22 protein-coding genes are annotated in these 26,601 nt (G+C 63.5%); 11 read left to right on the forward strand and 11 right to left on the reverse strand.

The genetic code is table 11. The annotated features are described in order from the left end of the window. Positions 1 to 915, reverse strand: a complete 915-nt coding sequence (locus tag YQ44_RS09815) for a lipase family alpha/beta hydrolase (protein WP_071323219.1) — start codon at positions 913 to 915, stop codon at positions 1 to 3. A gap of 335 nt (positions 916 to 1,250) precedes the next feature. On the opposite strand from YQ44_RS09815, the gene YQ44_RS09820 reads away from it, so the two are divergent. Then, a complete protein-coding gene (locus YQ44_RS09820) occupies positions 1,251 to 1,967 on the forward strand; it encodes a TetR/AcrR family transcriptional regulator (RefSeq protein WP_083411741.1) in 717 nt (238 codons plus the stop codon). Between the two features lie 79 nt (positions 1,968 to 2,046). On the opposite strand, the gene YQ44_RS09825 is transcribed toward YQ44_RS09820, so the two are convergent. Then, positions 2,047 to 4,326: a penicillin-binding protein 1A gene (locus YQ44_RS09825; protein ID WP_071323220.1), complete on the reverse strand. Its 2,280-nt coding sequence runs from the start codon at positions 4,324 to 4,326 to the stop codon at positions 2,047 to 2,049. Positions 4,327 to 4,586: 260 nt separating this feature from the next. Here YQ44_RS09825 and YQ44_RS09830 point away from each other — a divergent pair, with 260 nt between their 5' ends. Next, the gene (locus tag YQ44_RS09830) at positions 4,587 to 6,854 is read left to right on the forward strand and encodes an OPT family oligopeptide transporter (RefSeq protein WP_071323221.1); all 2,268 of its coding nucleotides are present in this window, start codon (positions 4,587 to 4,589) and stop codon (positions 6,852 to 6,854) included. Positions 6,855 to 7,015: 161 nt separating this feature from the next. Beyond that, positions 7,016 to 9,904 carry a heparin/heparin-sulfate lyase HepB gene (gene hepB / locus YQ44_RS09835; RefSeq protein WP_156894756.1) on the forward strand — a complete coding sequence of 963 codons (2,889 nt, stop codon included), beginning with the start codon at positions 7,016 to 7,018 and terminating at the stop codon, positions 9,902 to 9,904. On the opposite strand, the gene YQ44_RS09840 is transcribed toward hepB, so the two are convergent. Further along, on the reverse strand, positions 9,887 to 10,834 hold the full coding sequence (locus YQ44_RS09840) for an AAC(3) family N-acetyltransferase (protein WP_071323223.1): 948 nt from the start codon (positions 10,832 to 10,834) through the stop codon (positions 9,887 to 9,889). The genes hepB and YQ44_RS09840 overlap by 18 nt on opposite strands. Further along, complete coding sequence (locus YQ44_RS09845; RefSeq protein WP_083411742.1) at positions 10,827 to 12,026, reverse strand: hypothetical protein; 1,200 nt, start codon at positions 12,024 to 12,026, stop codon at positions 10,827 to 10,829. Before YQ44_RS09845 ends, YQ44_RS09840 begins: the two co-directional genes overlap by 8 nt. A 179-nt stretch (positions 12,027 to 12,205) precedes the next feature. Between YQ44_RS09845 and YQ44_RS09850 the strand changes: the two genes are divergently transcribed. From YQ44_RS09850 to YQ44_RS28800, 5 genes are all read left to right on the forward strand, one after another. Then, complete coding sequence (locus YQ44_RS09850; protein WP_071323224.1) at positions 12,206 to 12,433, forward strand: hypothetical protein; 228 nt, start codon at positions 12,206 to 12,208, stop codon at positions 12,431 to 12,433. A gap of 146 nt (positions 12,434 to 12,579) precedes the next feature. Further along, positions 12,580 to 12,768 carry a hypothetical protein gene (locus tag YQ44_RS09855; protein WP_071323225.1) on the forward strand — a complete coding sequence of 63 codons (189 nt, stop codon included), beginning with the start codon at positions 12,580 to 12,582 and terminating at the stop codon, positions 12,766 to 12,768. Positions 12,769 to 12,880: 112 nt separating this feature from the next. Next, positions 12,881 to 13,066 (forward strand): hypothetical protein, encoded by a 186-nt coding sequence (locus tag YQ44_RS28790; protein ID WP_156894757.1) that lies wholly within the window; start codon positions 12,881 to 12,883, stop codon positions 13,064 to 13,066. Beyond that, positions 13,063 to 13,401 (forward strand): hypothetical protein, encoded by a 339-nt coding sequence (locus YQ44_RS28795; RefSeq protein ID WP_156894758.1) that lies wholly within the window; start codon positions 13,063 to 13,065, stop codon positions 13,399 to 13,401. The genes YQ44_RS28790 and YQ44_RS28795 overlap by 4 nt, the downstream gene beginning before the upstream one ends. Positions 13,402 to 13,434: 33 nt before the next feature. After that, positions 13,435 to 13,740: a hypothetical protein gene (locus tag YQ44_RS28800; RefSeq protein WP_156894759.1), complete on the forward strand. Its 306-nt coding sequence runs from the start codon at positions 13,435 to 13,437 to the stop codon at positions 13,738 to 13,740. Between the two features lie 204 nt (positions 13,741 to 13,944). Here YQ44_RS28800 and YQ44_RS09860 read toward each other — a convergent pair whose 3' ends face one another. From YQ44_RS09860 to YQ44_RS09875, 4 genes are all read right to left on the reverse strand, one after another. Next, the gene (locus YQ44_RS09860; protein WP_071323226.1) at positions 13,945 to 14,343 is read right to left on the reverse strand and encodes a hypothetical protein; all 399 of its coding nucleotides are present in this window, start codon (positions 14,341 to 14,343) and stop codon (positions 13,945 to 13,947) included. A gap of 11 nt (positions 14,344 to 14,354) precedes the next feature. Further along, positions 14,355 to 16,064 (reverse strand): hypothetical protein, encoded by a 1,710-nt coding sequence (locus YQ44_RS09865; protein WP_071323227.1) that lies wholly within the window; start codon positions 16,062 to 16,064, stop codon positions 14,355 to 14,357. Between the two features lie 12 nt (positions 16,065 to 16,076). After that, on the reverse strand, positions 16,077 to 16,763 hold the full coding sequence (locus YQ44_RS09870; protein WP_232251226.1) for a UPF0149 family protein: 687 nt from the start codon (positions 16,761 to 16,763) through the stop codon (positions 16,077 to 16,079). Positions 16,764 to 16,894: 131 nt separating this feature from the next. Beyond that, complete coding sequence (locus YQ44_RS09875; protein ID WP_442905911.1) at positions 16,895 to 18,310, reverse strand: peptide MFS transporter; 1,416 nt, start codon at positions 18,308 to 18,310, stop codon at positions 16,895 to 16,897. Positions 18,311 to 18,713: 403 nt separating this feature from the next. Between YQ44_RS09875 and ppnN the strand changes: the two genes are divergently transcribed. Continuing rightward, the gene (gene ppnN, locus YQ44_RS09880; RefSeq protein WP_071323229.1) at positions 18,714 to 20,084 is read left to right on the forward strand and encodes a nucleotide 5'-monophosphate nucleosidase PpnN; all 1,371 of its coding nucleotides are present in this window, start codon (positions 18,714 to 18,716) and stop codon (positions 20,082 to 20,084) included. 164 nt (positions 20,085 to 20,248) lie between these two features. Here the strand turns inward: ppnN and lysS are convergent, their stop codons facing one another. The 3 genes from lysS to prfB all read right to left on the reverse strand — a co-directional run bounded on the left by lysS (position 20,249) and on the right by prfB (position 23,621). Continuing rightward, a complete protein-coding gene (gene lysS / locus YQ44_RS09885) occupies positions 20,249 to 21,778 on the reverse strand; it encodes a lysine--tRNA ligase (protein ID WP_071323230.1) in 1,530 nt (509 codons plus the stop codon). 28 nt (positions 21,779 to 21,806) lie between these two features. Further along, on the reverse strand, positions 21,807 to 22,514 hold the full coding sequence (locus YQ44_RS09890) for an HAD family hydrolase (RefSeq protein WP_071323231.1): 708 nt from the start codon (positions 22,512 to 22,514) through the stop codon (positions 21,807 to 21,809). Between the two features lie 2 nt (positions 22,515 to 22,516). After that, positions 22,517 to 23,621 (reverse strand): peptide chain release factor 2 gene (gene prfB / locus YQ44_RS09895; protein ID WP_156894760.1). Its coding sequence is split into 2 segments (ribosomal slippage): positions 22,517 to 23,539 and positions 23,541 to 23,621, totalling 1,104 coding nucleotides; the frame shifts between segments, so codons are not numbered across the junction. A 223-nt stretch (positions 23,622 to 23,844) separates the two neighbouring features. On the opposite strand from prfB, the gene YQ44_RS09905 reads away from it, so the two are divergent. After that, positions 23,845 to 25,890 carry a bifunctional 2',3'-cyclic-nucleotide 2'-phosphodiesterase/3'-nucleotidase gene (locus YQ44_RS09905; protein ID WP_071323233.1) on the forward strand — a complete coding sequence of 682 codons (2,046 nt, stop codon included), beginning with the start codon at positions 23,845 to 23,847 and terminating at the stop codon, positions 25,888 to 25,890. Next, entirely contained in the window at positions 25,887 to 26,399 is a 513-nt protein-coding gene (locus YQ44_RS09910; protein WP_071323234.1) for a sel1 repeat family protein, read from the forward strand. Before YQ44_RS09905 ends, YQ44_RS09910 begins: the two co-directional genes overlap by 4 nt. The last annotated feature ends 202 nt before the right edge of the window (positions 26,400 to 26,601 follow it).

Below are 26,601 nucleotides of genomic sequence, written 5' to 3' on the forward strand. Positions count from 1 at the left end.
TTACAGTCCCAGGCCTTGCAGGCGGTTGGCCTGCTGGCGGAAGACGGTGACGGGGCTGGTCTCGAACAGGTTGACGATGCCGACGAACTGGTTGACTTCATCGAGATGGTTCATCGCGTAATCGTCGCGGATCACCTTGCCCAGGTGGCTCGAGCAGCTGCTGACGAGGCCATCGTTCTTGGCGCCGCCAAAGGCCAGGCTGATGGCGGCCAGCAGCGGGTCGCCCACGTCGAGCACGTTCGTGTACGGCTGCGCGCCGCTCCACGAAAAGTAGTGCACGCCCTGCACCTGGTAGGCGCCTTCGCCGCAGGCCGTGGCCGGGATGCCTTGCGGATGGCGGCTGTTGAAGGCCAGCGAACCGGCCGTGGACAGCGAGGCCAGCGAGGCGCCCGCGTTTTGCGGCAGCCCCTTGTTGCCCGACAAAATGCCGATCAGACTGGCGAGCGCATTGCCCAGCGCACCACTCGTGTTGGGGGCCGCGCCGATGAGGATGTCGGCCACCTTCGAACCCTTGTTGACGCCGGCCACGCTGGTGACGGACGCCACCAGGTCGGGCCGCACGGAGGCCACGTAGCGGGCCGTGGGGCCGCCGTGGCTATGGCCGATCAGGTTGACCTTGGCCGCGCCCGTGGCGGCGAGGATTTGCCGCACCTGCGACAGCAGCTGCTCGCCGCGCACTTCCGTGCTGTTGGCGGCCGACACGGTGGTTACATAGACTTGCGCGCCGCCGCTGCGCAGGGCAGCGGGGACGCCATAGAAATATTCGACGGGACCCAGCTTGTCGAAGCCGAACAGGCCGTGCACGAGCACGATCGGGTATTTCGTTTGCGTGTAGCCGGCCGCGCTGGCGCTGCCGGGCAGGATGGCGATGGCGAGGAGCAGCGTGGATAGCAGTTGCCAAAAGCGAGTCTTCATTTTGTCTCCGTTCTTATTAATAGTCGATTGAATTAATAGTGGAAATGTCGATGCTGTAGCGATTACCCGTGTGCCCACTGCACATTCTATCGATGCATGAAATATAGCGAGCGCTCGGTTTTTTGAATGTAGCACCGCTGGATTTAAATTGCATTTAAATTGCATGATGCAGCGCAATATCTGTGCGCATTCATCGTTGCTTATGCACTCATTGCATAGTTGAAAAGTAAAATAGTTGTTTTCCTGAGCTATAATCGGCCCCGCATCAGCCGTCCCGCCGTCTTGCAGCGCCGCCCAGGCACTGTATTTACACCGCTCATAACCGTTACTTGGGAATGCACTTGTCGACCCATTTTAATTTCGAACAGTTTCAGCAGATGACGCCCTTGAATGGCGAAAACATCTGGGAATATATTCTTGACCGCCACGCGGGCCGTATCGGCGTCAAGCGCCGCAAGCCGGCGCTGGAAAATCTCGAACGCATCTTCGGCGCCACGTTCCGCCTGGCCAATGACGTCGGTTTCCGCGCCATGAGCTTGCGCGACCTGTGCCGCGAGACGGGGCTGTCGATGGGCGGCCTGTATGGCTACATCACCAGCAAGGACCAATTGGCCGAAATGATCGAGGACGTGGTGCGCCACGCCACGCAGGCGTTGCCGCTGCTGTTCGCCGACGTGAAGTCGCCGCTGGACCGCCTGGAAGCGATGATACGCTCGTCGATCTACCTGTCAGAAGTGCTGCAGCCGTGGTTTTACTTCGTCTTCATGGATTCGCGCGTGCTGCAGGTGGAGCAGCGCAGCATGGCGAAGAACTCCGAACTGTTCGTCCAGACCCTGATCGCCGCCACCATCGCGGAAATCGAGCCGAAGCCGCATGGCGATCCCACCTTGCTCTCCGCGCACTGCCTGGCCCTGTTCCAGGACTGGTACGTGAAACGCTGGAAGTACCGCGCCGCGAAAGTCAATGTCGACGATTTTGCCGATAGCGTGGTCAGTACGGTGCGCAGGTATTTGAGCATGAGCGGCGAGGTAGGTCGGACTAGCGCAGCGTAATCCGACACGCACGGACGGCGGCTCATGCCGGGTTACGCCGTTCCGGCTAACCCGACCTACGCGAACTGCCCTTTATCCATCAGTTCGTGGTTTCCGGCGGCAGCGTCTCCGGCACGGCCGCCGGATCCGTCGGCGTCTCGGCCTCCATATCCAGCGTTTTCACGCCGTTCATGTCGATGAATTCATCGTACATCCATTCGCCATCGACCTGGCTCAGGCCCGCCGGCACGGCGCGCGCGACTTGCGGGCGCGTCGACAGGGCCGTGCGCATGTAGTCGATCCAGATCGGCATGGCCAGGGTGGCGCCGAATTCGCGCCCGCCCAGCGATTTCGGCTCGTCATAGCCCATCCACGCCACCGCCACGATGCCGCCGCCGTAGCCGGCGAACCAGCCGTCGACGGCGTCGCTGGTGGTGCCCGTCTTGCCGGCAAGGTCGCTGCGTCCGAGTTTCTTCGTCGCCGCCGCGCCCGTGCCCGAGCGCGTCACTTCGCGCAGCATGCTGTCCATGACGAAGGCGTTGCGCGGGTCCAGCGCCAGGGTCTTGTCGTCGTTCGGTGCCGGCGGCTTGGTCTGCATCAGGATGGCGCCCTTGGCGTCGACGATGCGGTCGATCAAATACGGTTCCACCTGGTGGCCGCCGTTGGCGAACAGGGCGTAGGCGCCCGCCATCTGCACGGGCGTGACGGAACCCGTGCCCAGCGCCATGGTCAGGTTGTTCGGCTGGCGCGCCGGGTCGAAACCGAATTTCTCGAGGAAGTCGTGCGTGTACGACACGCCCAGCGCGCGCAGGATGCGCACCGAGGCCACGTTCTTCGATTGCGCCAGCGCATAGCGCATGGTGATGGGGCCGTCGAACTTGAAATCGTCATTCTGCGGCGCCCACACCTTGCCGCCCGCCTGCAGTGCCAAAGGCACGTCGTTGATCAGGGTGGCCGGCGAAAAGCCTTTTTCCAGCGCCGCCGAATACACGAAGGGTTTCATGGCCGAACCGGGCTGGCGCCACGCCTGCGTGACGTGGTTGAACTTTTGCAGGTTGTAGTCGAAGCCGCCCACCATGGCGTGGTAGGCGCCCGTGTCGGCGTCCAGCGAGACGAAGGCGGCGGCCACCAGCGGCACTTGCGTGATGGTCCAGTTGCCCTTGGCGTCCTGGCTGATGCGGATCACGGCGCCCGGGCGCAGCTTGATGCCGGCGCCGGCCTTGGCGGACAGGGCCGGGGCGGCGAAGCGCAGGCCGTCGCCCGTGATGGTCTTGGCGTCGCCGTCGCCGGTGTCGGCCACCACCTTGCCGCTGGCGACGTCGGTGACGACGGCGGCGATCAGGCCGTCGCTGTCCGGGCGTTTTTGCAGCGCAGCATCGATGGCGTCGTCGCGTTGTTCCGCATCAGGCGGCAAGTCGATGAAGGTTTCCGGGCCGCGGTAGCCGTGGCGCTGGTCGTAGGCGATGACGTTGCGGCGCGTCGAGGCGTAGGCCGCATCCTGGTCCGCCTTCAAGATCGTCGTGTAGACGCTGATGCCCCTGGTGTAGCTGTCTTCCTTGTATTGCGCAAACACGGCCTGGCGCGCCAGTTCGGCCACGTATTCGGCGTGCGTGTCGAAACCCTGCTTGCCGCGGCTGTTGACATGCAGCGGCTGCGCCAGCGCCTGCCGGTACTGGCCTTCGCTGATGTAATCGAGTTCGCGCATGCGTTTCAAGACCAGCTGCTGGCGCGCGTGCGCCTTTTTCGGATTGCTGATCGGGTTGTGGCGCGAGGGGTTTTGCGGCAGGCCGGCCAGCATGGCCATTTCCGCGATTGACAGCTCGGACAGCGGCTTGCCGAAGTAGGTCTGCGCCGCGCTGCCGAAGCCGAACGAGCGCTGGCCCAGGTACATCTGGTTCATGTACAGCTCGAGAATCTGCTCCTTCGACAGGGCCGATTCGATCTTCAGGGCCAGCATGATCTCGTTCAGCTTGCGCGAGGCGACTTTTTCGCGCGTCAGGAAGAAATTGCGCGCCACCTGCATGGTGATGGTCGAGCCGCCGCCGTGGCCGAAGCCGTGGCGCAAATTCGACAGCACGGCGCCGCCGGCGCGCACGAAGTCGATGCCGTGGTGTTCGTAGAAGCGGCTGTCCTCGATGGCCAGCAGGGCCTTTTTCATCATTTCCGGCACTTGCGCGATGGGCACGAAGTCGCGGTGCTCCTCGCCGAATTCGCCGATCAGCACATTGTCGGCCGTGTACACGCGCAGCGGGATCTTCGGCTGGTAGTCGGTGATGACGTCGAGCGCGGGCAGGCGCGGTTTGACATACAGGAACAGGTAGGCGGCCAGCAGCAGGGCGCCAGCCAGCGCGGCGCAGCCGGCGAGGATGACGCCGCGCATGGCGGCGCGGCGCGAAGGCCAGGGAAATCCGGTTCGTTTGGCAGTCAAGGCAGTCTCACGTGAGCGTGCAAGGCACGGTGGCAGCGATTATAGACCAATGCGCCAGCGGCTCCGGCGCGGGCGGGGCGCCGGGGCCGCCCGCCGGGAGCGGGAGCAAAAAACCTTTTCATCGAAACGCGGCTGTGCGATAGTCTCGGCTTCAAGAAAATAGCCCGGGCGTCAATCCGGGCTGTTTATTTTATAAAATTAAGGATTTATTTATGGCAAAAGATGCAATGCCGAGCGCCGTGAAGCCGTACATCCCGGCCGATGCGAAGCTGCCCGAGATGACCTTCCGCGCGCTGTTCATGGGCGTCATCCTGGGGATGGTCTTTGGCGCCTCCTCGCTCTACCTGGTGCTGAAAGTGGGCCTGACCGTCAGCGCCTCGATTCCCGTCGCCGTGATCGCCATCACCCTGTTCGGCCTGGCCAAGAAGGTGGGCGGCAAGGATTCCTCGATCCTGGAAAACAGCATCACGCAGACGGCCGGTTCGGCCGGCGAGTCGCTGGCCTTCGGCCTGGGCGTGACCATGCCCGCCATCCTGATCCTCGGCTTCGACCTGGAAATCTCGCGCGTCATGCTGGTCGGCGTCCTCGGCGGCCTGCTGGGCATCCTGATGATGATCCCGATGCGCCGCACCATGATCGTCGACCAGCACAAGGAACTCAAGTTCCCCGAAGGGACGGCCTGCGCCGAAGTGCTGAAGGCGGCCGCCACGGAAGAATCGCGCATCGCCGCCGGCGAAAGCATCGAAAAGGACTCGGCCGCCGCGAAGGACGCCAAGCGCCGCGCCAAGATCATCTTCGGCGGCTTCGCCGTCGGCTTGCTGTACAAGGTATTCAATATCTCGTTCAAGGGCTGGAAGGACACGCCGGGCGTGGAATTCGGCGCCCCGCTGAAGGCCGGCTCCATCGGCGCCGAGATTTCGCCCGAGCTGCTGGGCGTGGGCTACATCATCGGCCCGCGCATCGCCGCCACCATGGCGGCCGGCGGCGTGCTGTCGTACCTGGTGCTGATCCCGATGATCAAATTCTTCGGCGACAGCCTGACCACGGTGCTCTCGCCGGGTACCAAATTGATCAGCGAAATGGGCGCGGACGATATCCGTAGCGCCTATGTGCTGTACATCGGCGCCGGCGCCGTGGCGGCCGGCGGCCTGATTTCGCTGGTGCGCGCCATGCCCATGATCTGGCGCAGCCTGTCGGCCGGCCTGAAGGGCCTGGGCAAGGGCGTCAAGGTCACGTCGACCCTGCGCACGGAGCAGGATATCCCGCTGAAGTGGGTCATCATCGGCTGCCTGTCCATCATCGCCGTGATCACCTTCGCCACGCCGCTGCACATGAATTTCCTCGGCGCGCTGCTGATCCTCGTCTTCGGCTTCCTGTTTGCCACCGTCTCGTCGCGCCTGACCGGTGAAATCGGCTCGTCGTCGAATCCGATCTCGGGCATGGCCGTGGCCACCCTGCTGTTTACCTGTTTGATCTTCCTGATCATGGGCTGGACGGGCGGGCGTTACTATGTGACCGCCTTGTCGGTGGGCGCCATCGTGTGCATCGCCGCCAGCAATGCCGGCACCACCTCGCAAGACTTGAAAACCGGCTATCTGGTGGGCGCCACGCCGCGCCTGCAGCAGTACGCGATCCTGGCCGGTGCGCTGTCGTCGGCCCTGATCCTCGGCCCGATCCTGCTGAAGCTGAACGAGGCGAGCACCGTCTACGTGCCGGCCGCGCAAGTGGCGCCAGGCCTGACGGTCGATGCGTCGAAGCTGACGGTGACGGGCGAGCTGCATGGCCCGCAAGCCGAGACCGACCACAATACGTATAAAGTCTGGCAAAAGACCGATACCGTGGGCGGCCCGGCCGGCAAGTACTTCGTCAAGGACGATGGCCAGCTGGCCTACCTGGTCGATCCGGGCATCAATGGCCATTACAGCAAGCGTCCGGACGGCTCGGAAGTGAAGAAATACGATGCGCCGAAGGCCGTGCTGATGTCCTACATCATCAAGGGCATCCTCGACCAGCAGCTGCCGTGGACCCTGGTGCTGTTCGGCGTGATGATCGCCGTGGTGCTGGAAATGGCCGGCATCCCGTCGCTGGCGTTCTCGGTGGGCGTCTACCTGCCGCTGTCGTCGACCCTGCCGATCTTCGTCGGCGGCCTGGTGCGCTGGCTGGCGGACCGCCGCAACAACAAGCTGGAACACAACGCCAGGCTCAATGACGAAGAGCGCCAGCTGGCGGGCGACCGCAGCTCGGGCGTGCTGCTGGCGTCGGGCTACATCGCCGGCGGCGCGCTGGCCGGCATCATCATCGCCATTACGGCCGGCGTGCTGACGCACTTCGACCAGATGATGGCCGACTGGGCCGAGCATGGCAACCCGTTCTACGCGGGCATGAACTCGGACGTGCTGTCGCTGCTGCCGTACGCTGCCATCATCGTGCTGCTGTATATCGTGGCGCGCGAGAAGAAAGCCGACAAGCCGCAGGCTTGATGTCTGGCTAAGCCCCATGAAAACCGCCCGGCTCGCACCGGGCGGTTTTTTTATGCGCGGCGCCGGCTGCTCCGGGTATTTTGTTGTAAAAATGGAATCAAATTACTTCAAGTAGTGTATTGTTCTTGCTATTTAAAATACAACACACTGGAGTTCTCCTCATGTCCAAGCTGCGATACCGTAACAAGTTACAAGGTTTTATCTCTGCTGCCTTGCTGGCCGCCAGTCCGGTCCTGCATGCCACGCCTTTCCCCGTCGAAGCCATGTTTGAAGCGGAGGGCACGGCGCCCGGCGCGCCGTGGGTGCTGGAAAACGAGGGCGGCAACGTGGTGTCCGGCGGCGCCTACCTGAGCACGCCCGCTGACCTCGTGCGCGCGGACACGCCAGGCGCGGCAGCGCAATTGTCGTATCCCGTGGCCGTGCCCCGCGACGGCACGTACACGATCTGGCTGCGCGTGCTGGCGCCGGCGGCCAGCGCCGCGTCCCTGTACCTGGCGGTCGACAGTGCCGCCTACGCCAGCGTCGCCGTGCCGGTGCCCGTTGGCCAGCCAGCGCGGTGGACCTGGGTGCCCGTCACCCGCTGGCTCGCTGCCGGCGCGCGCGAATTGAAGATCAAGTACCGCGAGGCCGGCCTGGGGATCGACTGCCTGCTGGTGACGGCGCTCGCCGATTTTGTCCCGCAAGGCTATGGCGTGTACCCGCTGCCCACCGTGCTGCCGCCCGCCGGCGAACATCCGCGCCTGTTTGCCAGGGGAGGCGACCTGGCCGCGATACGCGGCCGTTTCGAGTCGGACGCGCAGGAGATGGCGACGCACCGCGCCGCCCTGACGACGTTCATCGAGGCGCCGGCCGTCGTGGCGCTGCCCCTGTTCGTGCCCGGCGGTCCGGCCAGGAGCAACCACCAGACCGAGCTGGTGAGCCGGATCAAGGCGAAAGCGCTGCACTCGCTGCTGTACGAACACGGCTTCCCTGCCGCGCAGGCGCCGCGCGGCAGGGAAGCCGTGCAAATGCTGCTCGACTACCTGGCGGCCGTGCAGTTCGCGCCCGGTTACAATCACCCGAACGAAAAGGGCGAGGTCATCCTGGCCAGCGCCATGGTGTATGACTGGTGCTTCAATCTGATGAGCGCGCAGCAGCGCGCGTATGTCGTCACGCGCTTCACGCAGCTTGCGGCCACGATGGAAATCGGCTTTCCGCCATCGCGGCAGGGCGCCGTCGTGGGCCATGGCAGCGACAACCAGCTGTTGCGCGACCAGCTGTCCGCCGCCATCGCCTTTTATGACGAGGCGCCGCTGGTCTACAACATCGTTGCCGGGCGTTTTTTTGCCGACTATATCGCGCCGCGCAACTACGCCTACGCTGCGCAAGCCTATCACCAGGGCGCGTCCTACGGTACGGTGCGCTTCCTGGCGGACATGTACGCCGCATGGCTGTTCCGGCGCATGGGGGCTGCCCCCGTGTTCGATCCCGTCCAGCAGATGATGCCCTACCATTGGCTGTATGCGCGCCGCCCCGACGGGCAATGGATGCGTGATGGCGACGTCTACCATTCCTCCTACACCAACAGCACGCAGTACTGGAGCGAGCCGCTGGCCTTCCTGCTGCCGGCGACCTATTACAATAACTCCACGTTAAAGCATGAGTACCTGAAACAGTCGCTGCAGCAGTCGACGAACTTTATCCACACCAAGGACAGCATCTGGCCCGTGTTGCTTGGCAATACGACCATGGGCAGCACGCCCAGCCCCGCTGTGTTGCCCTTGACCAAGTATTTCCCTGATCCGGCAGGCTTGATGATCGCCCGCACGGGCTGGACCGATGGCGAGCGCATTCAGGTGCAGTCGGGTAACGTGATCGCGACGATGAAGCTCGGTGGCGACTGGTTCGGCAATCACGAGCATTATGACGCCGGGCATTTCCAGATTTACTACAAGGGCGGGCTGGCCATCGATTCGGGCATCTATAGCGGCAAGGATGTTGCCGACCCTTCCATCCCCCTGGAATACGGCAGCGCGCACGACATGAACTATCACAAGCGCACCATCGCGCATAATTCGATGCTGGTGTACGATCCCGGCGAGCATTTTGACGGCTATGCGAATGACGGCGGCCAGCGCTTTCCGGGCGAAGAGCCGCAAACCCTGGCGGAACTGGCCAACGGCTACAAGGTGGCCTCTGTCCTGCGCCAGCAGCAGGTCGGCACCGAGGCGGGGGCGCCGGACTTCAGCTACATCAAGGGTGACCTGACGGCCGCGTACAGCAGCAAGGTGCGCCAGTTCCAGCGTTCATTCGTGTTCCTGAACCTGAAGAACGCGGACCACCCGGCGGCCCTGATCGTGTTTGACAAGGTCAGTGCCAGCGATGCGGGGTTCAAGAAGACCTGGCTGCTGCACAGCCAGGGCGAACCCGAGATCAGCGGCGACACCGTGGTGATCCGGCGCACGGAATGGGACTACAACCACACCTTGCAGTACAACGGCAAGCTGATCAACCGCACCTTGCTGCCGGCGAATGCCGTGCTGGCCAAGGTGGGCGGCAGCGGCAATGAATTCAGCGTCGGCGGGACCAATTATGCGATCCAGCCGGAAGCCGAGTATTCGACCGAGGAGGCGGGCGCGTGGCGGCTGGAAGTCTCGCCGCCGGGGCCCAGCGAAACGGATCTGTTCCTGAACGTGATGCAGGTGATGGACGCCAGCAGCGCGCTGCCCGCATTGCCCACGACGGCCATCGATTCGCCCTTGCTGGCCGGCGTGAAAATCAAGGACCGCGTGGTGCTGTTTTCCAAGAGCGGCTTGCCGCTCGACGGGACGGTCGCCGTCGAGCTGCCGGCACAAAGCGCATCCATGCAGGTGCTGGTGACGGATTTGCAGGCGGGAAGCTGGACGGTGAGCAAGCGCGGCACGGGCGGTCCCATCGAGGATGAGGTGAATGCCGATGGCGGCACCTTGTACTTTATCGCCAATGGAGGCGGCTGGTACGACCTGCGGCGCGGCGCAGGCAGCACATCGAGGGCGGCCGCCGCATTGCCCGCATCACCGGCCGTGCCGTGACGGGCCGGCAGCAATAGGCCGCGCCGCCAGCTGCGCCGCCGTAGCGTAGATCGTCACGTGGTCCGACGCCAGCTGGCGCAGGTGGTCGAAAAACCCCTGCGCCGGTATCAGCCACGACGCCGCATCGCCCACCTGGCCGTTGCTGCGCAAGCCGGCGGCGTCGAACTCGCGCTGGAAATACGCGCGCAAGTCGGCCCGGCCGGGATGGTCGATGCGGCGCTGCGCGACGACGGGGTCGAAAGGGCGCACGGGCACTTCCCAGCGCTGGCCGCCGTGGTCCAGGCAGGCCAGCAGCGCCGTGTTCTTTTCCCAGACTGGGACGGGAAAGGCGTCGCCCATGGCGTCTTCCAGCGCATGATAGAACGTCACCGGGCCCATGGAAATGCCCAGGCCCAGCACTTTCGCATGCTCGCAGCCGATGAAGCGCTGCCACGGCGAACCGGCGCCGAAGATCGAGGGCGCGCGGTGATGTGCTTCGGTCAGGTCGCCCGCATGGCGGCCCCACGCGGAGACGGAATGGGTGGGGTGGATGCTGCGGCAGATGCCGGCGCTGGCCAGGAACGCCTCGGGCAGGCGCCCCATGTGCGTGCCATGGCGGCGCGGGTCGAATACATAGTCCTGCATCTCGCAGGTGGCGCGCACCGTGCCGCCGGGCAGGTAATAGGTGGGCAGCAGCAAGCTGCCTTGCGGGCCGACGGCGTCCTGCAGGGCATGGACCACGGCCGCCGCGCCGCCTGCCACGTAGCCGAGGCTTTTCAGCGAGGAGTGCACGAACAGCGTGTCGCCTGGCGCCACCCCGAGCCGCAGCAGGTCGGCCGCCAGTCCGGCGCGCGTCACATGGCGCCCGCTCTGGCGGACGCGATGGGCGCTGGCGGCGCGCCGCCAGGCTTCCAGCACGGCCCTGGCGGCGCGCTGTGCCTGTTCATGCATCGCTGACTTCCCGCTTCAGTTCCAGTTCCAGTTCCAGCAGATTCGCGTCGATGCAGAACTTGGCCGCCCAGTTCAGGTAAGCCCAGGTGCCATAGTCGCCATCGACGGGAAACGAACCCTTGACGCCACCACGCGCATGCGGCGGACCGTCGACGCTGATCGAGCGCCGCACGAAGCCATTCAGCCGGCGTGCCGCGTCGAGAAAGCGCCGCTCGCCCGTGAGCTGGTACAGCAGGAACAGGCAGTGCGCGTTTTGCGCGGAACCGGTCAGGCAAACGTAGTCGGCCCCGGGCTGGAAGTCCGGACCCAGGCGGCCGGCCAGGTAGCCATCGGCCGCCACGGCCCTGGCGATGCCGGCACCGGTGCGCACGGCGGCGTCCAGCAGGTCCGCGCGCGCAGAGAACCGGTGCGCTTCGAGCAGGCCGCGCAAGGCGTAGCCGATGGTATGCGTCAGGGGCAGGAGCGGGTTGTCCAGGCAGTTCGAGGCGAACCAGCCGTTTGGCCGCTGTTTGCTCAGCGCCCAGTCGACCTGGCGCAAGCCCGCCGCGCCGTAGCCGTGGCCAGGCGCCGCGCGATCCGCCTCGAACAGTCCCCATGCCACATGCGTTTCGTAGGCCTTCTCGCCGGCGCTGGCAAATGGCGTCGGATGTTTGCGCCAGCAGCCGTCCGCGTCCTGGCTGTCGCGCAGCCAGCGTGCCGCCCGATGCATGGCATCCTGGTAGACGACGCCATATGCCACGACGCCGGCCGCCAGGCCCAGCAGGATCTGGCCCGTGTTGAAGGTGACGGGCACGCGCGGCGTGGAATCGACCTTGCCGCCCTGGAAGCCGCCTTCCGCGAACTGGATCGCCACGCACCAGTCGAGCATGTGGCGCGCGCGCTGGTGCAGCGCCTCGTCGCCCGCGCGCTGCGCCAGGGCGATCATGGTGGGGATGATGTAGCCGGTGGTCTCCGGATAAGAGCTCGACCATCCCGTTAGCAGGCTGTAATCGCGGGCGACGCCGCCGTCGGCCGAGGTGGAATGGTCTTGCGCCGCACCCAGCCAGGCCGTGCAGGCCTGCACGACGGCTGCCGGGCCGGGATCGAAGGCGGGCAGGCCACGCGCATCCGACAGGCGCGCCATGCGTGCCGCCACCGGCAGGCTCGTCGGCGGCGCCAGTGTGTTCCTGATCTTCGCGAGCAAGGTGCGCATGGCGGCGATGACGTGGTGGTTGGTTCAGGCTACTGTAGCCCTGGTGGGCAGCACGGTTATTGACTTGCCGCAAGCGCAGCGTGTCCGTGTAGCGCAAGGGGCGGCAAAGCGTGTCGTCGCATTGCCGCCCCCAGAATTGACGCATAATGGAGGCCTCACCACCGTTGACGAGGCCCGCCATGAACAAGGTCACGCTTGAGTACTCGGTCGTTACCAATCCCGACACATTTGTCGGCTTCAAGTATTACGTCAAGGCGGGACAGGCATTCGACGCCGACGATTTCGCCTATTCCTACAAGTTGAACCGCTCCGACCTCGATCCGGACAGCGTGCTGGCGACCCGCGAAGCGGCGGCGAACCTGTTGCCTGGCGAGTGGCTGACGGTGTCGCATTCGATTGCTGCGTAGCCTGTCTTCCTGTTTTACGCTTGTGCCACTTTGACGGGCCCGCCAAGGACCGATGCACCTGACTCTTACAGTATTTCCTGAGATGTCCATTGTTCCAACGCTGGCAGAACATGCCGAAGCGCTCGCCACGCTGGTGAGCGAAAACCGTGGACACCGGCACTTGCCTGTCCGCCGTGGCGCAGCCGGACTCGTTCGGCGAGACGCCAGCCTATCCGCTGGCCGCTGCCGCGCGCGCCGCAGCGGCGCAGTACTGGAATGGCAGAGTTTCCCGGCACGGTCTTGTGCGCAGCATCCGCCTGAAAGAAATCGACGACGCCGACCGCAAGGCAAAATAGGCTGTTGCCTGGTCCGCCAATTCCAGGGGGCGGGGCAGCGCCAACGCGTCGCTGCGCGCCATCCTGGTGCTGTCCGGTGGCCGGGATTTACGCACGAAGGCGTGTTGCGGCAATGAAGTTGTTAAATGGGGCTGATGGTTTGCCGTGGACGGATTTTGCGCCGGCTGGTGCGGCATTCCATTATGACGGTGTTTCCGAATTGTTGAAATTGCGCGGCCGTTGGTCATTGTTCACGCAGAATGGAGTGGATATAATGACGGCGGCGTGTAATCCGATGATCGATAAGGATGGCGCGTGAAAAAATTATTCCATGTAATTGTCCTATATTTTAAGGAATCAATGAAACGTATCCTTTCTGTTTGTATGTTAATGTCGGTAATGTCGGTAATGGCTGGATGCGCAACCTCCAGTACCGGACCAGTTGCGGCTGGACCTGATACCTTTGTTGTGTCTCGTCAAGCTGGTGCATTTCCGAGCGGAAGGGAGCCACTCCTGGCAGAAGCCCTTGTTGAGGCGAATGCCAAGTGTGCGACTGTCGGTAAAACAATGAAGTTGTTATCGACCGTTGAAAATCCGGGCCCTTATGTCTTCGGAAACTATCCGAAGGCTACTGTTGTATTCTCGTGTGCCTAATTAAAAATAAAATTCAATTGGATATGGATTAGCATGAAGAAATCTGTTTTTGCCTCATTTGTCTTGGTGACAGTTTTATCCGGCTGCGCGACGCAGCTCGATGCTGGTGCGGAAAAAGTACGCATAGTAACGGCTACGCAAAAAGACGATTGTGAATCGTTGGGCGTCGTTAGCACAGATCAGCAACTGGGACTCAATAAAGCCTCCAATTCAATGAATAAGGCGATTAATGAAGTTGCGCGACGGGGCGGTAATGCGATATTTTTGGTGTCGACGGGAACGAGCGGTCTGGATGGTGTCGCAGTCACTGCCGAAGCTTTGCGCTGCAAAAGCCGCTAATTGTTTCTATTTGAAGTCTGAAGGCCCCGCCGATACCGCCGAGGCCTGATTTTTCCGCTACTGCCCGAGTCGGGCAGTAGCGATAGCAGCGACGCCAGCGATTATTTGGCATATGCTGGTCGCGCAACCGTGTGCGGCCACACGAACCGCTGACTTTCACATCGATGCTTTCTTCGCCTGGTGCACTGCCCAGTCATTTCCCTACTATTTCCCCGGCGGGCACACTGGCGCAAACCAGGCCCGCAGCTCCGCCTCGGCCTGCTGCGCAGTTGCCTGCGTCAAGGTCAGCACGATGATCTTTTCCTGCGCCGGCCGGCTCCCGTCGCCATCGGCCAGCTCGATGGCCTGCTCGAAGCTCGTGTAGCCGTGGCCGCATTCGCGCGGGCATTGCTGCACGATGCGCGCCGCCTTGCCGGCGATCCTGTCAGCCAGATTGACGATGGGATTGCCGTCATAAAATGGCTGGCCGTTGGCAAAGGCGGTGCGCAGATAGGGCGCGCACTGGCCGTCGAGGAAGGCCAGGCGCGCCTGCCAGTACGCTTGCACGGCCGCATATACGGCGTGGTCGTCGAGAAAATCGGCAAACAGGAAGTCGTTCATCATGGTTTCTGCGGCTAGATGCCGAACACTTTCAATAGGGCGTCCGTCAAACCCTCGAACCAGCTGCCCACCTTGCCCGGCTGCTTGCCGTGGCGCGGGGTTTCTTCGTACAGGTAGACGCCGTTGTCGCCGTCGAAGCGGTCGTTGAGCAGCGCCTGCTGGCCGCGCAAATACGGGATGAAGGTTTCGCTGCGCAGGGTCGAGTACAGCACGTCGGTGCTAAATCCCAGGGTGGCGGACTGGCTGATGGAGCGGCCCTGGCCCGCGCGTTCCAGGCGCACGCCGCGGCAGCCACGCACGACCAGGGTGACGGGGCCGCGAAAGACGATGAAGCGCAGCTGCAGGGTAAGCCAGGCGTGCAGGCTGCCCAGGCGCCAGTGGCTGGACATTGCCAGCGGCTGGCCGGCGTCGCAGAGCAATCCCACGAGGCCCCGAGGCTGGAACACCAGCGCGCTGCCGGCCGGCAGGTGGACGATGGCCACTTCCAGCAGCGGATCGTCGCTGGCGGAAATCGTCACGGACGCCGGCTCGTCACTGTGCAAACGCGTCAGCGCCACCATGCCGGCCGCCAGGCTGGTCAACGGAAAGCGCCAGTCCAGCAACCACTGCGTGCGCTTGCGCGTGCTGACGGGCGACGATTGCAGGTATTCGGGGTGGATCAGCATGACCTGGCCCGGCGCCAGCCGCAGCGCCTGCGACACGGCGGAGATGCGCGACTCGCCAGGCAGCGATGGCGACAGCGGCAGGGCGCCGCCCGCCAGTTGCAGCTCGCGCGCGATCGACAGCGGCTGCAAACGCGAGGCGAGGGGCGCCAGCACGAAGTAAAAGAAGGCCTTGATCGCCAGCGGCAGCAGGATGGCCGACAGCACCAGCAGGGCGGCCGTGGGTGCCACGTCGAGCACGGGAGCGCGCCAGCGGCCGATCCAGTTGCGCGCCAGCTGCGTCTCGGTGGCCGCCATCGCCGCATGCATGGGCGCCAGCGCCCCTGTCAGCGCCGCATGATCGATGGCAAATGGCGCGGGCCGGGCGGCGTTGGTGGCGTCGCTGGTGCGCGCGCGCTGCGCCAGCCAGGCCCGGTACGCTTGCAGGTTGATTTCGCGCAAGCGCTGGCCTTGCGCTTCGAGCCGCGACAGCTGCGCGTAAGCGTCGCTGCCGGGCAGGCGCGCCGCCAGCGGATGCTGCGCTTCAAGCTGCTGGCGCTGGCGTATGTTTTGCTGCAATGCGGCATAGGCGCTGACGTGCGCCGCGTGCAGGCGCGCCAGCGTGTGCCGCGCATCCTCGCCGCTGATGGCGGCCTGCAGGGCAAGCAGGTAGCGCGCTTCCTGCGCCAGCACTTCGATCTCCACGCGGCGCCTGGCCTCTTCCTGCGCATGGGCGGCCAGGACGCCGGCGTCGGGCAGGGGAATGGTAAACAGCGACGGTTGCTGCTGCGCGCGCAAGGCGGCCAATTGCGTTTGCACTTCGCTCAGGCGGGCCGCGATGGCCGCTTGCGAGGCGTGTGTCAGGGCGTGCATGCGGGCCGTGGCGGCACCGGCCAGGCTGGCGCCATGGCCGTCGGCCGTGACGGACGCCAGCCTCAGCGCGGCGATGGCATCGCTGCTGGCGCTGTAGGCGCGCCATTCGGCCAGCAACAGGCGTCCGGCCAGCAGGATGACGATGAACAGCGCGAACTGCAGCGCATGGCGCAGCAGGAAGCGCAGGATGGCCGTCAGCAGCTGGCGCAAGGAGAGCGCGCCTCAGCTTGCCGCGCTATCGGCGTCGGCGCAGCATTTCTTGTACTTCTTGCCGCTGCCGCAGTGGCAAGGGTCGTTGCGGCCCGTCTTCGGCACTTCGCGCAGCACAGTGGCGCCGGGCTGGTGCTGTACCTGGCTTTTCAGGTGGCGCTGGCGGGCCCAGGCCGCGTTGATGGCGATGACGGCGGGAATCACGCCATCCATGGCCGTTTCGGCCGCATCGTCGTCGAGTTCGCTGGCCGTGGCCAGGTGCTGGAACGGCGCCAGGTATTGCGGATGGCTGACGGCGAGGGCCGCCCACTGGGGCTTGTCCAGGGTCGTGCCCAGGATAAAACCGGCGCACCAGGCGGGCACGCTCCATTCGGGGCCGCAGACGTAGATCGGTTCGAAGCTGTCCGGGTCCTTCGCCAGCCATTCGACCATGTAGCCATGGTGGCGCTGCGCCAGGGCGGCGGCCCGTTCGCTGTCCGCGTCCTGTGCCGGCGCGGCGCTGCCGGCCGCCTTGTCCCATACCCAGGGCAACCATTGTTCAGGCGCGATTTGCTTCGGGCTCAGGGCCACGGCCGTGAGGAAACCTTCCAGCATCGACACGTCCATGGCGGCACCGGCCAGGGCTGGCGCCGCCAGCAGGGTGTCGAGTTCGGCGTATTCGTCGTCGGAGAGGGGCGTGGTGGTGGACATGCTGGACATGGGATTCTTCTGTAATGTGGGTGGAGTGGCCATCGGCCCTGGCGGTATTGTACCGCCCGGCCAGGGGGAAACGGTGGCCGGAATGAAAAACGGCGGCCCGCAGGCCGCCGTTTTGATCTAAAACAAGACGCTTATTTCACGCCGTGCATCAGTTTGTTGATCAACGGTGCGATCAGGAACAGCACGACGCCGGCGCCCAGCAGGGACCAGAAGCCGAAGGTGTAGCCGGACAGGGCCGACTGCACCGACATGCCGCTTTCGCCGCTGACGTGGCTGGCGAAGATGCCCGACAGGTTGTTGCCGATACCGGTCGACAGGAACCAGCCGCCCATGCCCAGGCCCACCAGGCGCACTGGCGCCAGCTTGGTGACCATCGACAGGCCGATAGGCGACAGGCACAGCTCACCGATCGATTGCAGCACATAGACGGTGGTCAGGGTCCAGAACGGGATCTTGTTGTCGGCGCCAACCAGGCTCGACAGAGCGAAGATCAGCAGGCCGAAGGCCAGCGCATTGCCCAGCAAGCCCAGGCCGAACTTGCGCGGGATCGATGGATTGACGTTGTGGCGCGCCAGGAAGACCCAGACGGCGGCGATGATCGGGGCGAAGACGATGATGGCCACCGAGTTGACGGTCTGGAAGTAGGCGGTCGGGAAGATCCAGAAGCCCAGGTCGCGGTTGACGATCTTGTCAGCCAGGAAGGTGAACGAGCTGCCTGCCTGTTCGAAGAACATCCAGAACAGGATGTTGAAGACAAAGATCAGCAGCATGGCGATGACGCGGTCGCGCGCCACCTTGCCGTTGCGGATGCCTTCGATCATTAGCATCACGGCCAGGCCGATGAACAGCACGGTCAGGACGATTTGCAGTTTTTGCGCGCCCACGGTCAGCAGGAAGTACACGAGCGGGATCACGCACAGCGAGCCGAGGGCTACCCAGATGACGCGCATCGGGTTGCCGGCACCGGTTTCCGGTGCGCCGATGCCCTTCAGGGCGCGGCGGCCGATGGCGAACCATACCAGGCTGATGATCATGCCGAAGCCGGAAGCCATGAAGACCATCTTGTACGAAGGCATGGCGCTGGTGCCGAAGATCGATTCGGCCAGCCACTGGGTGAAGACAGGGGCGACCATGGCGCCCATGTTGATGCCCATGTAGAAGATCGTGAAGCCACTGTCGCGGCGCGGATCGGCTGTCGTGTACAGCTTGCCGACCATGGTCGAGATGTTCGGCTTGAACATGCCGTTACCGACGATCACGGTGGCCAGGCCCAGGTTGAAGATGTCCTGGTTCGGTACCGAGATGCAGAACAGGCCGGCAGCCATGAAGACGGCGCCCAGCAGGATCGAGCGCTGGTAACCGATGACCCGGTCGGCGATGTAGCCGCCGAACAGGGCGCCGGCGTACACCAGCGCGAGGAAGGAACCGTAGGTAAGGTTGGCCGCTGCCTGTCCCGAACCGTCGCCACCGTGGAACTGGGCCACGATGTACAGTACCAGCGCCCAGCGAACTCCGTAGAACGCGAAGCGCTCCCAGAATTCAGTCATGAACAACATCCACAATGGGCTTGGATGGCCCATAATCTGCTTGAACTCGGGAATAACGGCTTCCTTGTTGGGCGTAGTCGCACCGCTCATGCGGTTCCTCCTGAAAAATTATTATAGTCAATCGATAAAACAAACTTATGGAAGCCTGCCGGGCTGCGGGCACTCTCATGAAGAACCGACCACACGGGAATTCCAATAGGCTGGCATTCTAATCTACAAATTGCGCTGAGCGAAGGTTTCCATTCGCATTAGCAAGAATGACTGTTTCATATTAGTCAAACCGGTTTGCATGCAAGGGGCGATCGCGGCGATTTTGCGGCACCACAGCACAACTTGCCTGACTTGTCGTATATTGCTAGTGCAATACCTTCGAGCATCGATTTTTAAAGGGATTTTTCGCATTATGGAACACGACGTTATCGATACTCTGGTTTCACCGGAAGGCCGCCTGGACGTGCTCTCCAAGACTGAAGTCAACAAACTGCTCGACACCAGCCAGGGCGGCCTGTACAACACGTTCCGCCGCTGCGCGCTGGCGGTGCTCAATTGCGGCAGCACCATCGACGATGGCCGCGCCTTGCTTGAGCGATATCAATCGTTTGAAATTTCCATCATCCAGCGCGAGCGCGGCATCAAGCTCGACATCAAGGGCGCGCCGGCCATCGCCTTTGTCGACGGCAAGATGATCAAGGGTATACACGAACATCTGTTTGCCGTCTTGCGCGATATCATCTTCGTCAGCGATGAAGTCACGGGCAATCCGAAATTCGACTTGCAGAGCACGGAAGGCGTGACGGACGCCGTCTTCCACATCCTGCGCAATGCCAACGTGCTGCAAACCCAGCTCAACCCGAACCTGGTCGTGTGCTGGGGCGGCCACTCGATCAACCGCGCCGAATACAATTATTCGAAGGAAGTGGGCTACCAGCTGGGCTTGCGCGGCCTCGACATCTGCACCGGCTGCGGCCCGGGCGCCATGAAGGGCCCGATGAAGGGCGCCACCATCGGCCACGCCAAGCAGCGCCTGCACAATGGCCGCTACCTGGGCATCACGGAGCCGGGCATCATCGCGGCCGAATCGCCGAACCCCATCGTCAACGATCTGGTCATCATGCCGGACATCGAAAAACGCCTGGAAGCGTTCGTGCGCGCGGGCCACGGCATCGTGGTCTTCCCCGGCGGCGCCGGCACGGCCGAAGAGATCCTGTATATCCTCGGTATCTTGCTGCACCCGGACAACGCCGACATTCCGTTCCCATTGATTTTCACGGGGCCGGAAACGTCGCGCGAATATTTCGTGCAGATCAACCAGTTCATCAGCGACACCCTGGGCCCGGAAGCGCAGCAGCGCTACAAGATCATCATCGACGACCCGGAGCTGGTGGCGCGCGAGATGCTCGAAGGCATACGCCAGGTGCGCGAATTCCGCAAGGCGCACAGCGACGCCTATTACTTCAATTGGCTGCTGAAGATCGACCATGAATTCCAGAAGCCGTTCCACCCCACGCATGAAAACATGCGCAACCTGAGCCTGCACAAGAACCAGCCCACGCACTTGCTGGCGGCCCAGCTGCGCCGCGCGTTTTCCGGCGTGGTGGCGGGCAACGTCAAGGACGACGGCATCCGCTCGATCGAAGAGCACGGCAACTTCGAAATCCACGGCGACAAATCCATCGCCGGCCCGATGGACGCGCTGCTGGCCTCGTTCGTGGCGCAGCACCGCATGAAGCTGGCGGGCACGGCGTATGTGCCGTGCTATACCGTGATTCAGTAGTGCGGGATGCGTAGGTCGGATTGGCGTGCGAGCGCGTCATCCGACATGAATGGCCAACAATGTGTCGGATGACGCGTAGCGCCAATCCGACCTACGTGGCGACAGAAGTGAAAAAGCCGCCTGATCGTGCGATCAGGCGGCTTTTTATTGGCCAGCGTCCGTGCTTATTCTTCGCGGCGCAGGTGCGGGAACAGGAGGACGTCGCGGATGTTCGGCGAATCCGTGATGATCATCATCAGGCGGTCGATGCCGATGCCGCAGCCGCCGGCTGGCGGCATGCCGTATTCCAGCGCGCGGATGTAGTCGGCGTCGTAGAACATCGCCTCTTCATCGCCGGCGTCCTTGGCCGCTACCTGCGCCAGGAAGCGGGCCGACTGGTCTTCCGCGTCGTTCAACTCGGAGAAGCCGTTGGCGATCTCGCGGCCCACCATGAACAGCTCGAAGCGTTCGGTGATGCCGGCCACCGTGTCGGAAGCGCGCGCCAGTGGCGACACTTCGACCGGGTAGTCGATGATGTAGGTCGGTTCCCACAGCTGCGCTTCGGCCGTTTCCTCGAACAGCGCCAGTTGCAGCGCGCCCAGGCCGGCCGTGGCGAACGGCTTGACGCCGAATTTTTTCAGCTCTTCCTTGATGAATTCGGCATCGTTCAACTGTTCCGGCGTGTAGCCTGGAGCATATTTGTTGATCGCTTCGACGATGGTCAGGCGATGGAACGGTTTTGCCAGGTCCAGTTCGCGGCCGCCATAGGTCAGCGTGGCGGTGCCGTGCGCGTCGATGGCGGCCTGGCGGATGACGGCTTCCGTGAAGTCCATCAGCCATTTGTAGTCGGTGTAGGCCGCGTAGAATTCCATCATCGTGAATTCAGGGTTGTGACGGATCGACACGCCTTCGTTGCGGAAGTTGCGGTTGATCTCGAACACGCGGTCGAAGCCGCCGACGACCAGGCGCTTCAGGTACAGTTCGGGCGCGATGCGCAGGAACATCTGCATGTCGAGCGCATTGTGGTGCGTGATGAACGGCTTTGCCGCGGCGCCGCCCGGGATCGTGTGCAGCATCGGCGTTTCCACTTCCATGAACTCGTTCTTTTCCATGAAGCGGCGGATCGACGAGATGGCGGCGGTACGCGCCTTGAAGGTGCGGCGCGTCTCTTCGTTCATGATCAGGTCGACGTAGCGCTGGCGGTACTTCGTTTCCTGGTCGGCCAGGCCGTGGAATTTGTCCGGCAGCGGGCGCAGCGACTTGGTGATCAGGCGCAGTTGCGTGACCTTGATGGTCAGTTCGTCCGTCTTGGTCTTGAACAAGGTGCCTTGCACGCCCAGGATATCGCCCAGGTCATAGTGGTGCAGGGCGGCCATGGCCGCTTCGCCGGTGAGATCCAGCGTGGCGTAGATCTGGATGCGGCCGTCGGCCTTCGGGCCGGAAGCGTCCTGCAGGGTGGCGAAGGCGGCTTTCTTGCCCGCTTCGCGCTTGAGCATCATGCGGCCGGCCAGCACCACGTGTACGGGGTTCTCTTCCAGCTCTTCACGCGACTTGCCGTCGTATTGCGCGTGCAGATCGGCCGCCTTGTGCTCAGGGCGGAAATCGTTCGGGAAGGCGACGCCTTGTTCGCGCAGTGCGGCCAGCTTGGCGCGGCGCTCGGCGATGATCTTGTTTTCATCGGGGGCGGCGGCTTGTTCTTGGATATCCGTAGTCATGGTGTTCTTCGTGATTGATGATTGATGGTTATGTCGTTGGCGTGCCGGCGGCAAACGCTGCCGGCTGGCTGGCGAACAGCGCCTCGACATCGAGTTGGCTGAAGTCCTGCGCGATGCAGATGATGTTGTCGAATGCGGCAAACGCGTCGGCCGGCAGGGTGGTGGTCAGGACCACGACCCGCATGCCGGCGCGGCGCGCCGCTTCCACGCCCAGGGGCGCGTCTTCGAAGACGATGCAGTGCTGCGGCAGTGCGCCGGCCAGCTGCGCGCCTTTCAGGAAAACGTCCGGATGCGGCTTGCCCCGTTCCACGTCGGCGGCGCCGACGATGGCGTCGAAGCGGTGGCGCAGGTCCAGGCCGTCGAGCGTGAACGCGATATTCTCGTTCGGCGCCGCCGTGCCCACCACCAGCCCGACGCCGGCCTGGCGTGCGCTGGCGATCAGCTGGTCGAAACCGGCCACCGTGGCCAGGTGCGGGCCATACAGCTCGCGGTAGACGACTTCCTTTTCGGCCAGCAGGGTGACATGGTCGGCATCCTCGCCCAGGTATTTGGCGATGATTTCGTGTCCCTGCCGTCCTGCCGTGTCGCGGAAGAAGGCGTCCGCGTCCAGCGCATGGCCCTGGCGTTCGAAGAACGCCAGCCACGATTGCGTGTGGAAGGCCATGTTGTCGACGATCGTGCCATCCATGTCGAACAGGAAGGCACGCTGCGCCACTGCCGGAGCGGAGGCGTTCATCCTTACACGCCCTGTTTCAGCGAGGCGGAGATGAAGTCGTCGATGTCGCCATCGAGCACGCCCTTGGTATTGCCCGTCTCGAAACCGGTGCGCAAATCCTTGATGCGCGACTGGTCCAGCACGTAGGAGCGGATCTGGTGACCCCAGCCCACGTCCGTCTTCGAGTCTTCCAGCTTTTGCTGCTCGCTCATGCGCTTGCGCAGTTCGTGCTCGTACAGCTTGGCTTTCAGCATTTCCATCGCTTCGGCGCGGTTGCGGTGCTGCGAACGGTCGTTCTGGCACTGCACCACGATGCCGGTCGGCGCGTGGGTCATGCGGACGGCGGAGTCGGTTTTATTGATGTGCTGACCACCGGCGCCCGACGCGCGGTAGGTGTCGACGCGGATATCGGCCGGGTTGACGTCGATCTCGATCGAATCGTCGACCTCCGGATACACGAACAGCGACGTAAACGAGGTATGGCGGCCGTTGGCCGAGTCGAATGGCGACTTGCGCACCAGGCGGTGCACGCCCGTTTCCGTGCGCAGGAAGCCGTAGGCGTGGTCGCCCTCGACCTTCAGCGTGGCCGTCTTGATGCCGGCCACCTCGCCGTCGGACTGCTCGAGGATCTCGACCTTGAAGCCCTTGCGTTCGCAATAGCGCAGGTACTGGCGCAGCAGCATCGAGGCCCAGTCCTGGGCTTCCGTACCGCCGGCGCCGGCCTGGATGTCGATGAAGCAGTTGTTCGGATCCATCGGATTGTTGAACATCCGGCGGAACTCCATGCTTTCGATGACCTTGCGGATTTCCTGCACGTCTTGCTCGATCGCTTCCAGCGTCTCTTCGTCGCCCTCTTCACGGGCCATGTCGAACAGGTCCTTCGTGTCGCGCAGGTCGGCGTCGGCCTTGGTCAGCGTGAAGACGATGGCTTCCAGCGCCTTCTTCTCCTTGCCGAGGTCCTGGGCGCGCTTGGGATCGTTCCAGACGGTAGGATCTTCCAGTTCTTCGTTGACTTGCTCTAGTTTCTCCGACTTGACAGTGAAGTCAAAGATACCTCCGAAGTTCGGCTTCGCGGACCGTGAGGTCGGAGAGCAGGGCGGAGATGAGATTGATGCGTTCGGCTTCCATAATGTTCTGGTCTTCTATGGTGAAATCAAACCCTGAATTATACGCGAGCGCGGGCCGTTTCCGATGCCGGTGGCGCCGAATCGGTGGCGCGCGCAGCAATAAAAGCACTAATTTGCTGCATTTACGACAATGTTCTACCCAGCGTCACGGCTGTTTTATGCCTTGATGGCCGCTGCCGTGCTGCGTATGATGCTGGCGATATTGTCTTTCCACAGGAATCCTCATGTGCCACCCCCTGCGCCAGCTCCCCCGTCTCGCCCTGTTACCGCTGCTGCTGGCCGGCTGCGGCGCCTTGCCGCCCGCCGCCAACAGCCCTATCCACGCGCCATCGGCCGCGCCGGCCGGCAGCAGCGCCACCCTGGCCCTGCTGGAGACGACGGATTTGCACGCGAACGTGCTCAGTTATGACTATTACAAGCTGCAGGCGGAGCCGTCGATCGGCCTGGAACGCACGGCGGCCCTGATCGCGCAGGCGCGCGCCGAATTCCCGAACACGCTGTTGCTCGACAACGGCGACACCATCCAGGGCACGGCGCTGGCCGACTACCAGGCGCTGGTAAAACCGCTGGCCTGCGACCAGACGCTGGCCATCTACAAGGCCATGAATTTGCTGAAAGTGGACGGCGGCGGCATCGGCAACCATGAATTCAACTACGGCCTGGCGTTCCTGAGCCAGGTGACGGGCAACCAGTTCGACGTCGACAGCGTCGATGCGGCCAAGCCGCGCTGCGCCGGCCCGCAATTCCCGCAAGTGCTGGCCAACGTCTACAGCGTCAAGAGCGGCAAGCCGCTGTTCGCGCCGTATCACATCATCGCCAAGCAGATCACGGCCACCGGCCCCGATGGCCAGCCCGTCACGAGCACGGTCAAGGTGGGCATCATCAGCTTTGCGCCGCCGACCATCATGGCGTGGGACAAGCGCTGGCTGGAAGGGCGCGTCTACACGCAGGGCGTGCGCGAGACGGCGGAAAAATTCATCCCCGAGATGCGCGCCAGGGGCGCCGAGCTGGTGGTGGCCATCTCGCACGGCGGCCTCGATGACAGCCCGTATTCGCCGACCATGGAAAACGGCAATTACTACCTGTCGCAAGTGCCGGGCGTGGACGCCATGCTGATCGGCCATTCGCACCAGCTGTTCCCGAACGCCACGAGCACCGTGCCGCAGTTCAATTTGCCCGGCGTCGACAAGGTCAAAGGCACGGTCAACGGCGTGCCCACCGTGATGGCCAATCTGTGGGGCAAGCACCTGGGCGTGATCGGCTTGCGCCTGCGCCACGACGGCCGGCAGTGGGTCGTCGACAAGGCGCAGACCACGGTGGAAGCACGCGGCATCCAGAACGCGGACAAGAGCTATGTGGCGCCCGATGCGGCCATCGCCAGGCTGGTGGCGGAAGAGCACGCGGCGACCATCGCCTACGTGCAGACGCCCGTGGGCGCCACCGACTTCCGCATGTCGACGTATTTCGCCGACGTGGGCGACGTCAGCGCCATCGAAGTGGTGAACCAGGCGCAATCGGGCTACCTGGCCGCCTACGTGAAGGCCAACCTGCCGCAGTATGCGCACTTGCCCGTGCTGTCGATGTCGTCGCCGTTCAAGAGCGGCTCGGCCGGCGTATCTGATTACACGGACGTCAAGGCGGGCAACGTGGCGCTGAATAACGCGGCCGACCTGTACCTGTACCCGAACGCGCTGTACGGCGTGAAGATGAATGGCGCGGAACTGAAGGCCTGGCTGGAACAGTCGGCGCGGCGCTTCAATACCATCGATGTCAACAAGACCGAGCCGCAGGAACTGGTCAACACGGCCCACCCGAGCTACAACTTCGACGCCATCACCAGCGCCGACGTGCGCTACCAGATCGACATCACGCAGCCGCCAGGGCATCGCATCCAGGGGCTGACGTACCAGGGCAAGCCGGTGGACTCCAGCCAGGAATTCCTCATCGCGACGAATAATTACCGCGCCAGCGGCGGCGGCAATTTCCCCGGCCTCGATGGCAGCAAGACGGTGGTGGCCTCGCCCGACAACAACCGCGAACTGCTGATCGCCTACGTCACGCAGGAAAAACACCTGACGCGCGCGAAAAACGGCTCGGCGCGCAGCTGGCGCTTCGCCAGGGCCGCCACGAAAGGCCCCGTGGTCTTCCATTCGGCGCCGAACGTCATCGAACTGGCCAAGGCGGCCGGCATCGCCAACGTCACGCAGCTGAAGGCCGACGATGGTGCTGGCAAGGGCTTTGCGCTGTACCAGCTCGACCTGTCGAAATGAAGCTGACGGCTTGGCTGCTGGCGGCCGCCCTGGCTTCCCCCCTGGCGTCGCCGCTGGCGCAGGCCGGCGCCGATCCCGCCGCGCAAGTGGTGCAGGCGAAGGCGCTGATGCGCGCCGGCGCAGCATCGCAGCCGGCCGCGCGTGCGCTGTTCCGGCAGGCGGCGGGGCAGGGCAGCGGCGCGGCCGCATATTATCTGGGCCTGATGCTGAAGAACGGCATGGGCGGCGCGCAGGACAGCGGCGCCGCCTTGCACTGGCTGCAACTGGCCGCGCAGCGTCAGGTGGCGCCGGCCATGTTCATCGTGGCGAACATGCTGCTGGACAGCGACGAGGACAAGGCGCGCTTTTGGCTCGATGCCGCCTGCGAGCTCGAATACCCGGAAGCGTTGCAGCAAAAATCCGTCGCCGTGGGCGAAGGCAGGATGGGCTATGCGCACAGCGAAGAGCTGGCGAACCTGTACCTGAAAATGGCGACGCATGCGATGGGGCACCGGGCCGCCGAACCTTGATGATGTGAGCCGAGCATTGCTTATTTTTCTCAAGATATATTTATTCCATTAAATAAGGCCATTGCTTATATTTTCTTCTCTATTTTTCACTGTTGGCGCTCAGTTATTGTTGTTTTCAAAAGATTCGTGGCAGTATGCGGGAAGTATTTTTTTGATAACTTCATGATGAAAATAGAGGAAACGCATGGCAATGCAAGCAATG

The sequence above is a fragment of the Janthinobacterium sp. 1_2014MBL_MicDiv genome (assembly GCF_001865675.1).
In the GTDB taxonomy this organism is placed as follows: domain Bacteria; phylum Pseudomonadota; class Gammaproteobacteria; order Burkholderiales; family Burkholderiaceae_D; genus Janthinobacterium.

What these genes read in the sequence shown, in the direction of transcription:
- YQ44_RS09815 (WP_071323219.1), bottom strand. Translation starts at nt 915, where the DNA reads ATGAAGACTCGCTTTTGGCAACTGCTATCCACGCTGCTCCTCGCCATC.
- YQ44_RS09820 (WP_083411741.1), top strand. Translation starts at nt 1,251, where the DNA reads ATGCACTTGTCGACCCATTTTAATTTCGAACAGTTTCAGCAGATGACG.
- YQ44_RS09825 (WP_071323220.1), bottom strand. Translation starts at nt 4,326, where the DNA reads ATGCGCGGCGTCATCCTCGCCGGCTGCGCCGCGCTGGCTGGCGCCCTG.
- YQ44_RS09830 (WP_071323221.1), top strand. Translation starts at nt 4,587, where the DNA reads ATGGCAAAAGATGCAATGCCGAGCGCCGTGAAGCCGTACATCCCGGCC.
- hepB (WP_156894756.1), top strand. Translation starts at nt 7,016, where the DNA reads ATGTCCAAGCTGCGATACCGTAACAAGTTACAAGGTTTTATCTCTGCT.
- YQ44_RS09840 (WP_071323223.1), bottom strand. Translation starts at nt 10,834, where the DNA reads ATGCATGAACAGGCACAGCGCGCCGCCAGGGCCGTGCTGGAAGCCTGG.
- YQ44_RS09845 (WP_083411742.1), bottom strand. Translation starts at nt 12,026, where the DNA reads ATGCGCACCTTGCTCGCGAAGATCAGGAACACACTGGCGCCGCCGACG.
- YQ44_RS09850 (WP_071323224.1), top strand. Translation starts at nt 12,206, where the DNA reads ATGAACAAGGTCACGCTTGAGTACTCGGTCGTTACCAATCCCGACACA.
- YQ44_RS28790 (WP_156894757.1), top strand. Translation starts at nt 12,881, where the DNA reads ATGAAGTTGTTAAATGGGGCTGATGGTTTGCCGTGGACGGATTTTGCG.
- YQ44_RS28800 (WP_156894759.1), top strand. Translation starts at nt 13,435, where the DNA reads ATGAAGAAATCTGTTTTTGCCTCATTTGTCTTGGTGACAGTTTTATCC.
- YQ44_RS09860 (WP_071323226.1), bottom strand. Translation starts at nt 14,343, where the DNA reads ATGATGAACGACTTCCTGTTTGCCGATTTTCTCGACGACCACGCCGTA.
- YQ44_RS09870 (WP_232251226.1), bottom strand. Translation starts at nt 16,763, where the DNA reads ATGTCCAGCATGTCCACCACCACGCCCCTCTCCGACGACGAATACGCC.
- YQ44_RS09875 (WP_442905911.1), bottom strand. Translation starts at nt 18,310, where the DNA reads ATGACTGAATTCTGGGAGCGCTTCGCGTTCTACGGAGTTCGCTGGGCG.
- ppnN (WP_071323229.1), top strand. Translation starts at nt 18,714, where the DNA reads ATGGAACACGACGTTATCGATACTCTGGTTTCACCGGAAGGCCGCCTG.
- lysS (WP_071323230.1), bottom strand. Translation starts at nt 21,778, where the DNA reads ATGACTACGGATATCCAAGAACAAGCCGCCGCCCCCGATGAAAACAAG.
- YQ44_RS09890 (WP_071323231.1), bottom strand. Translation starts at nt 22,514, where the DNA reads ATGAACGCCTCCGCTCCGGCAGTGGCGCAGCGTGCCTTCCTGTTCGAC.
- YQ44_RS09905 (WP_071323233.1), top strand. Translation starts at nt 23,845, where the DNA reads ATGTGCCACCCCCTGCGCCAGCTCCCCCGTCTCGCCCTGTTACCGCTG.
- YQ44_RS09910 (WP_071323234.1), top strand. Translation starts at nt 25,887, where the DNA reads ATGAAGCTGACGGCTTGGCTGCTGGCGGCCGCCCTGGCTTCCCCCCTG.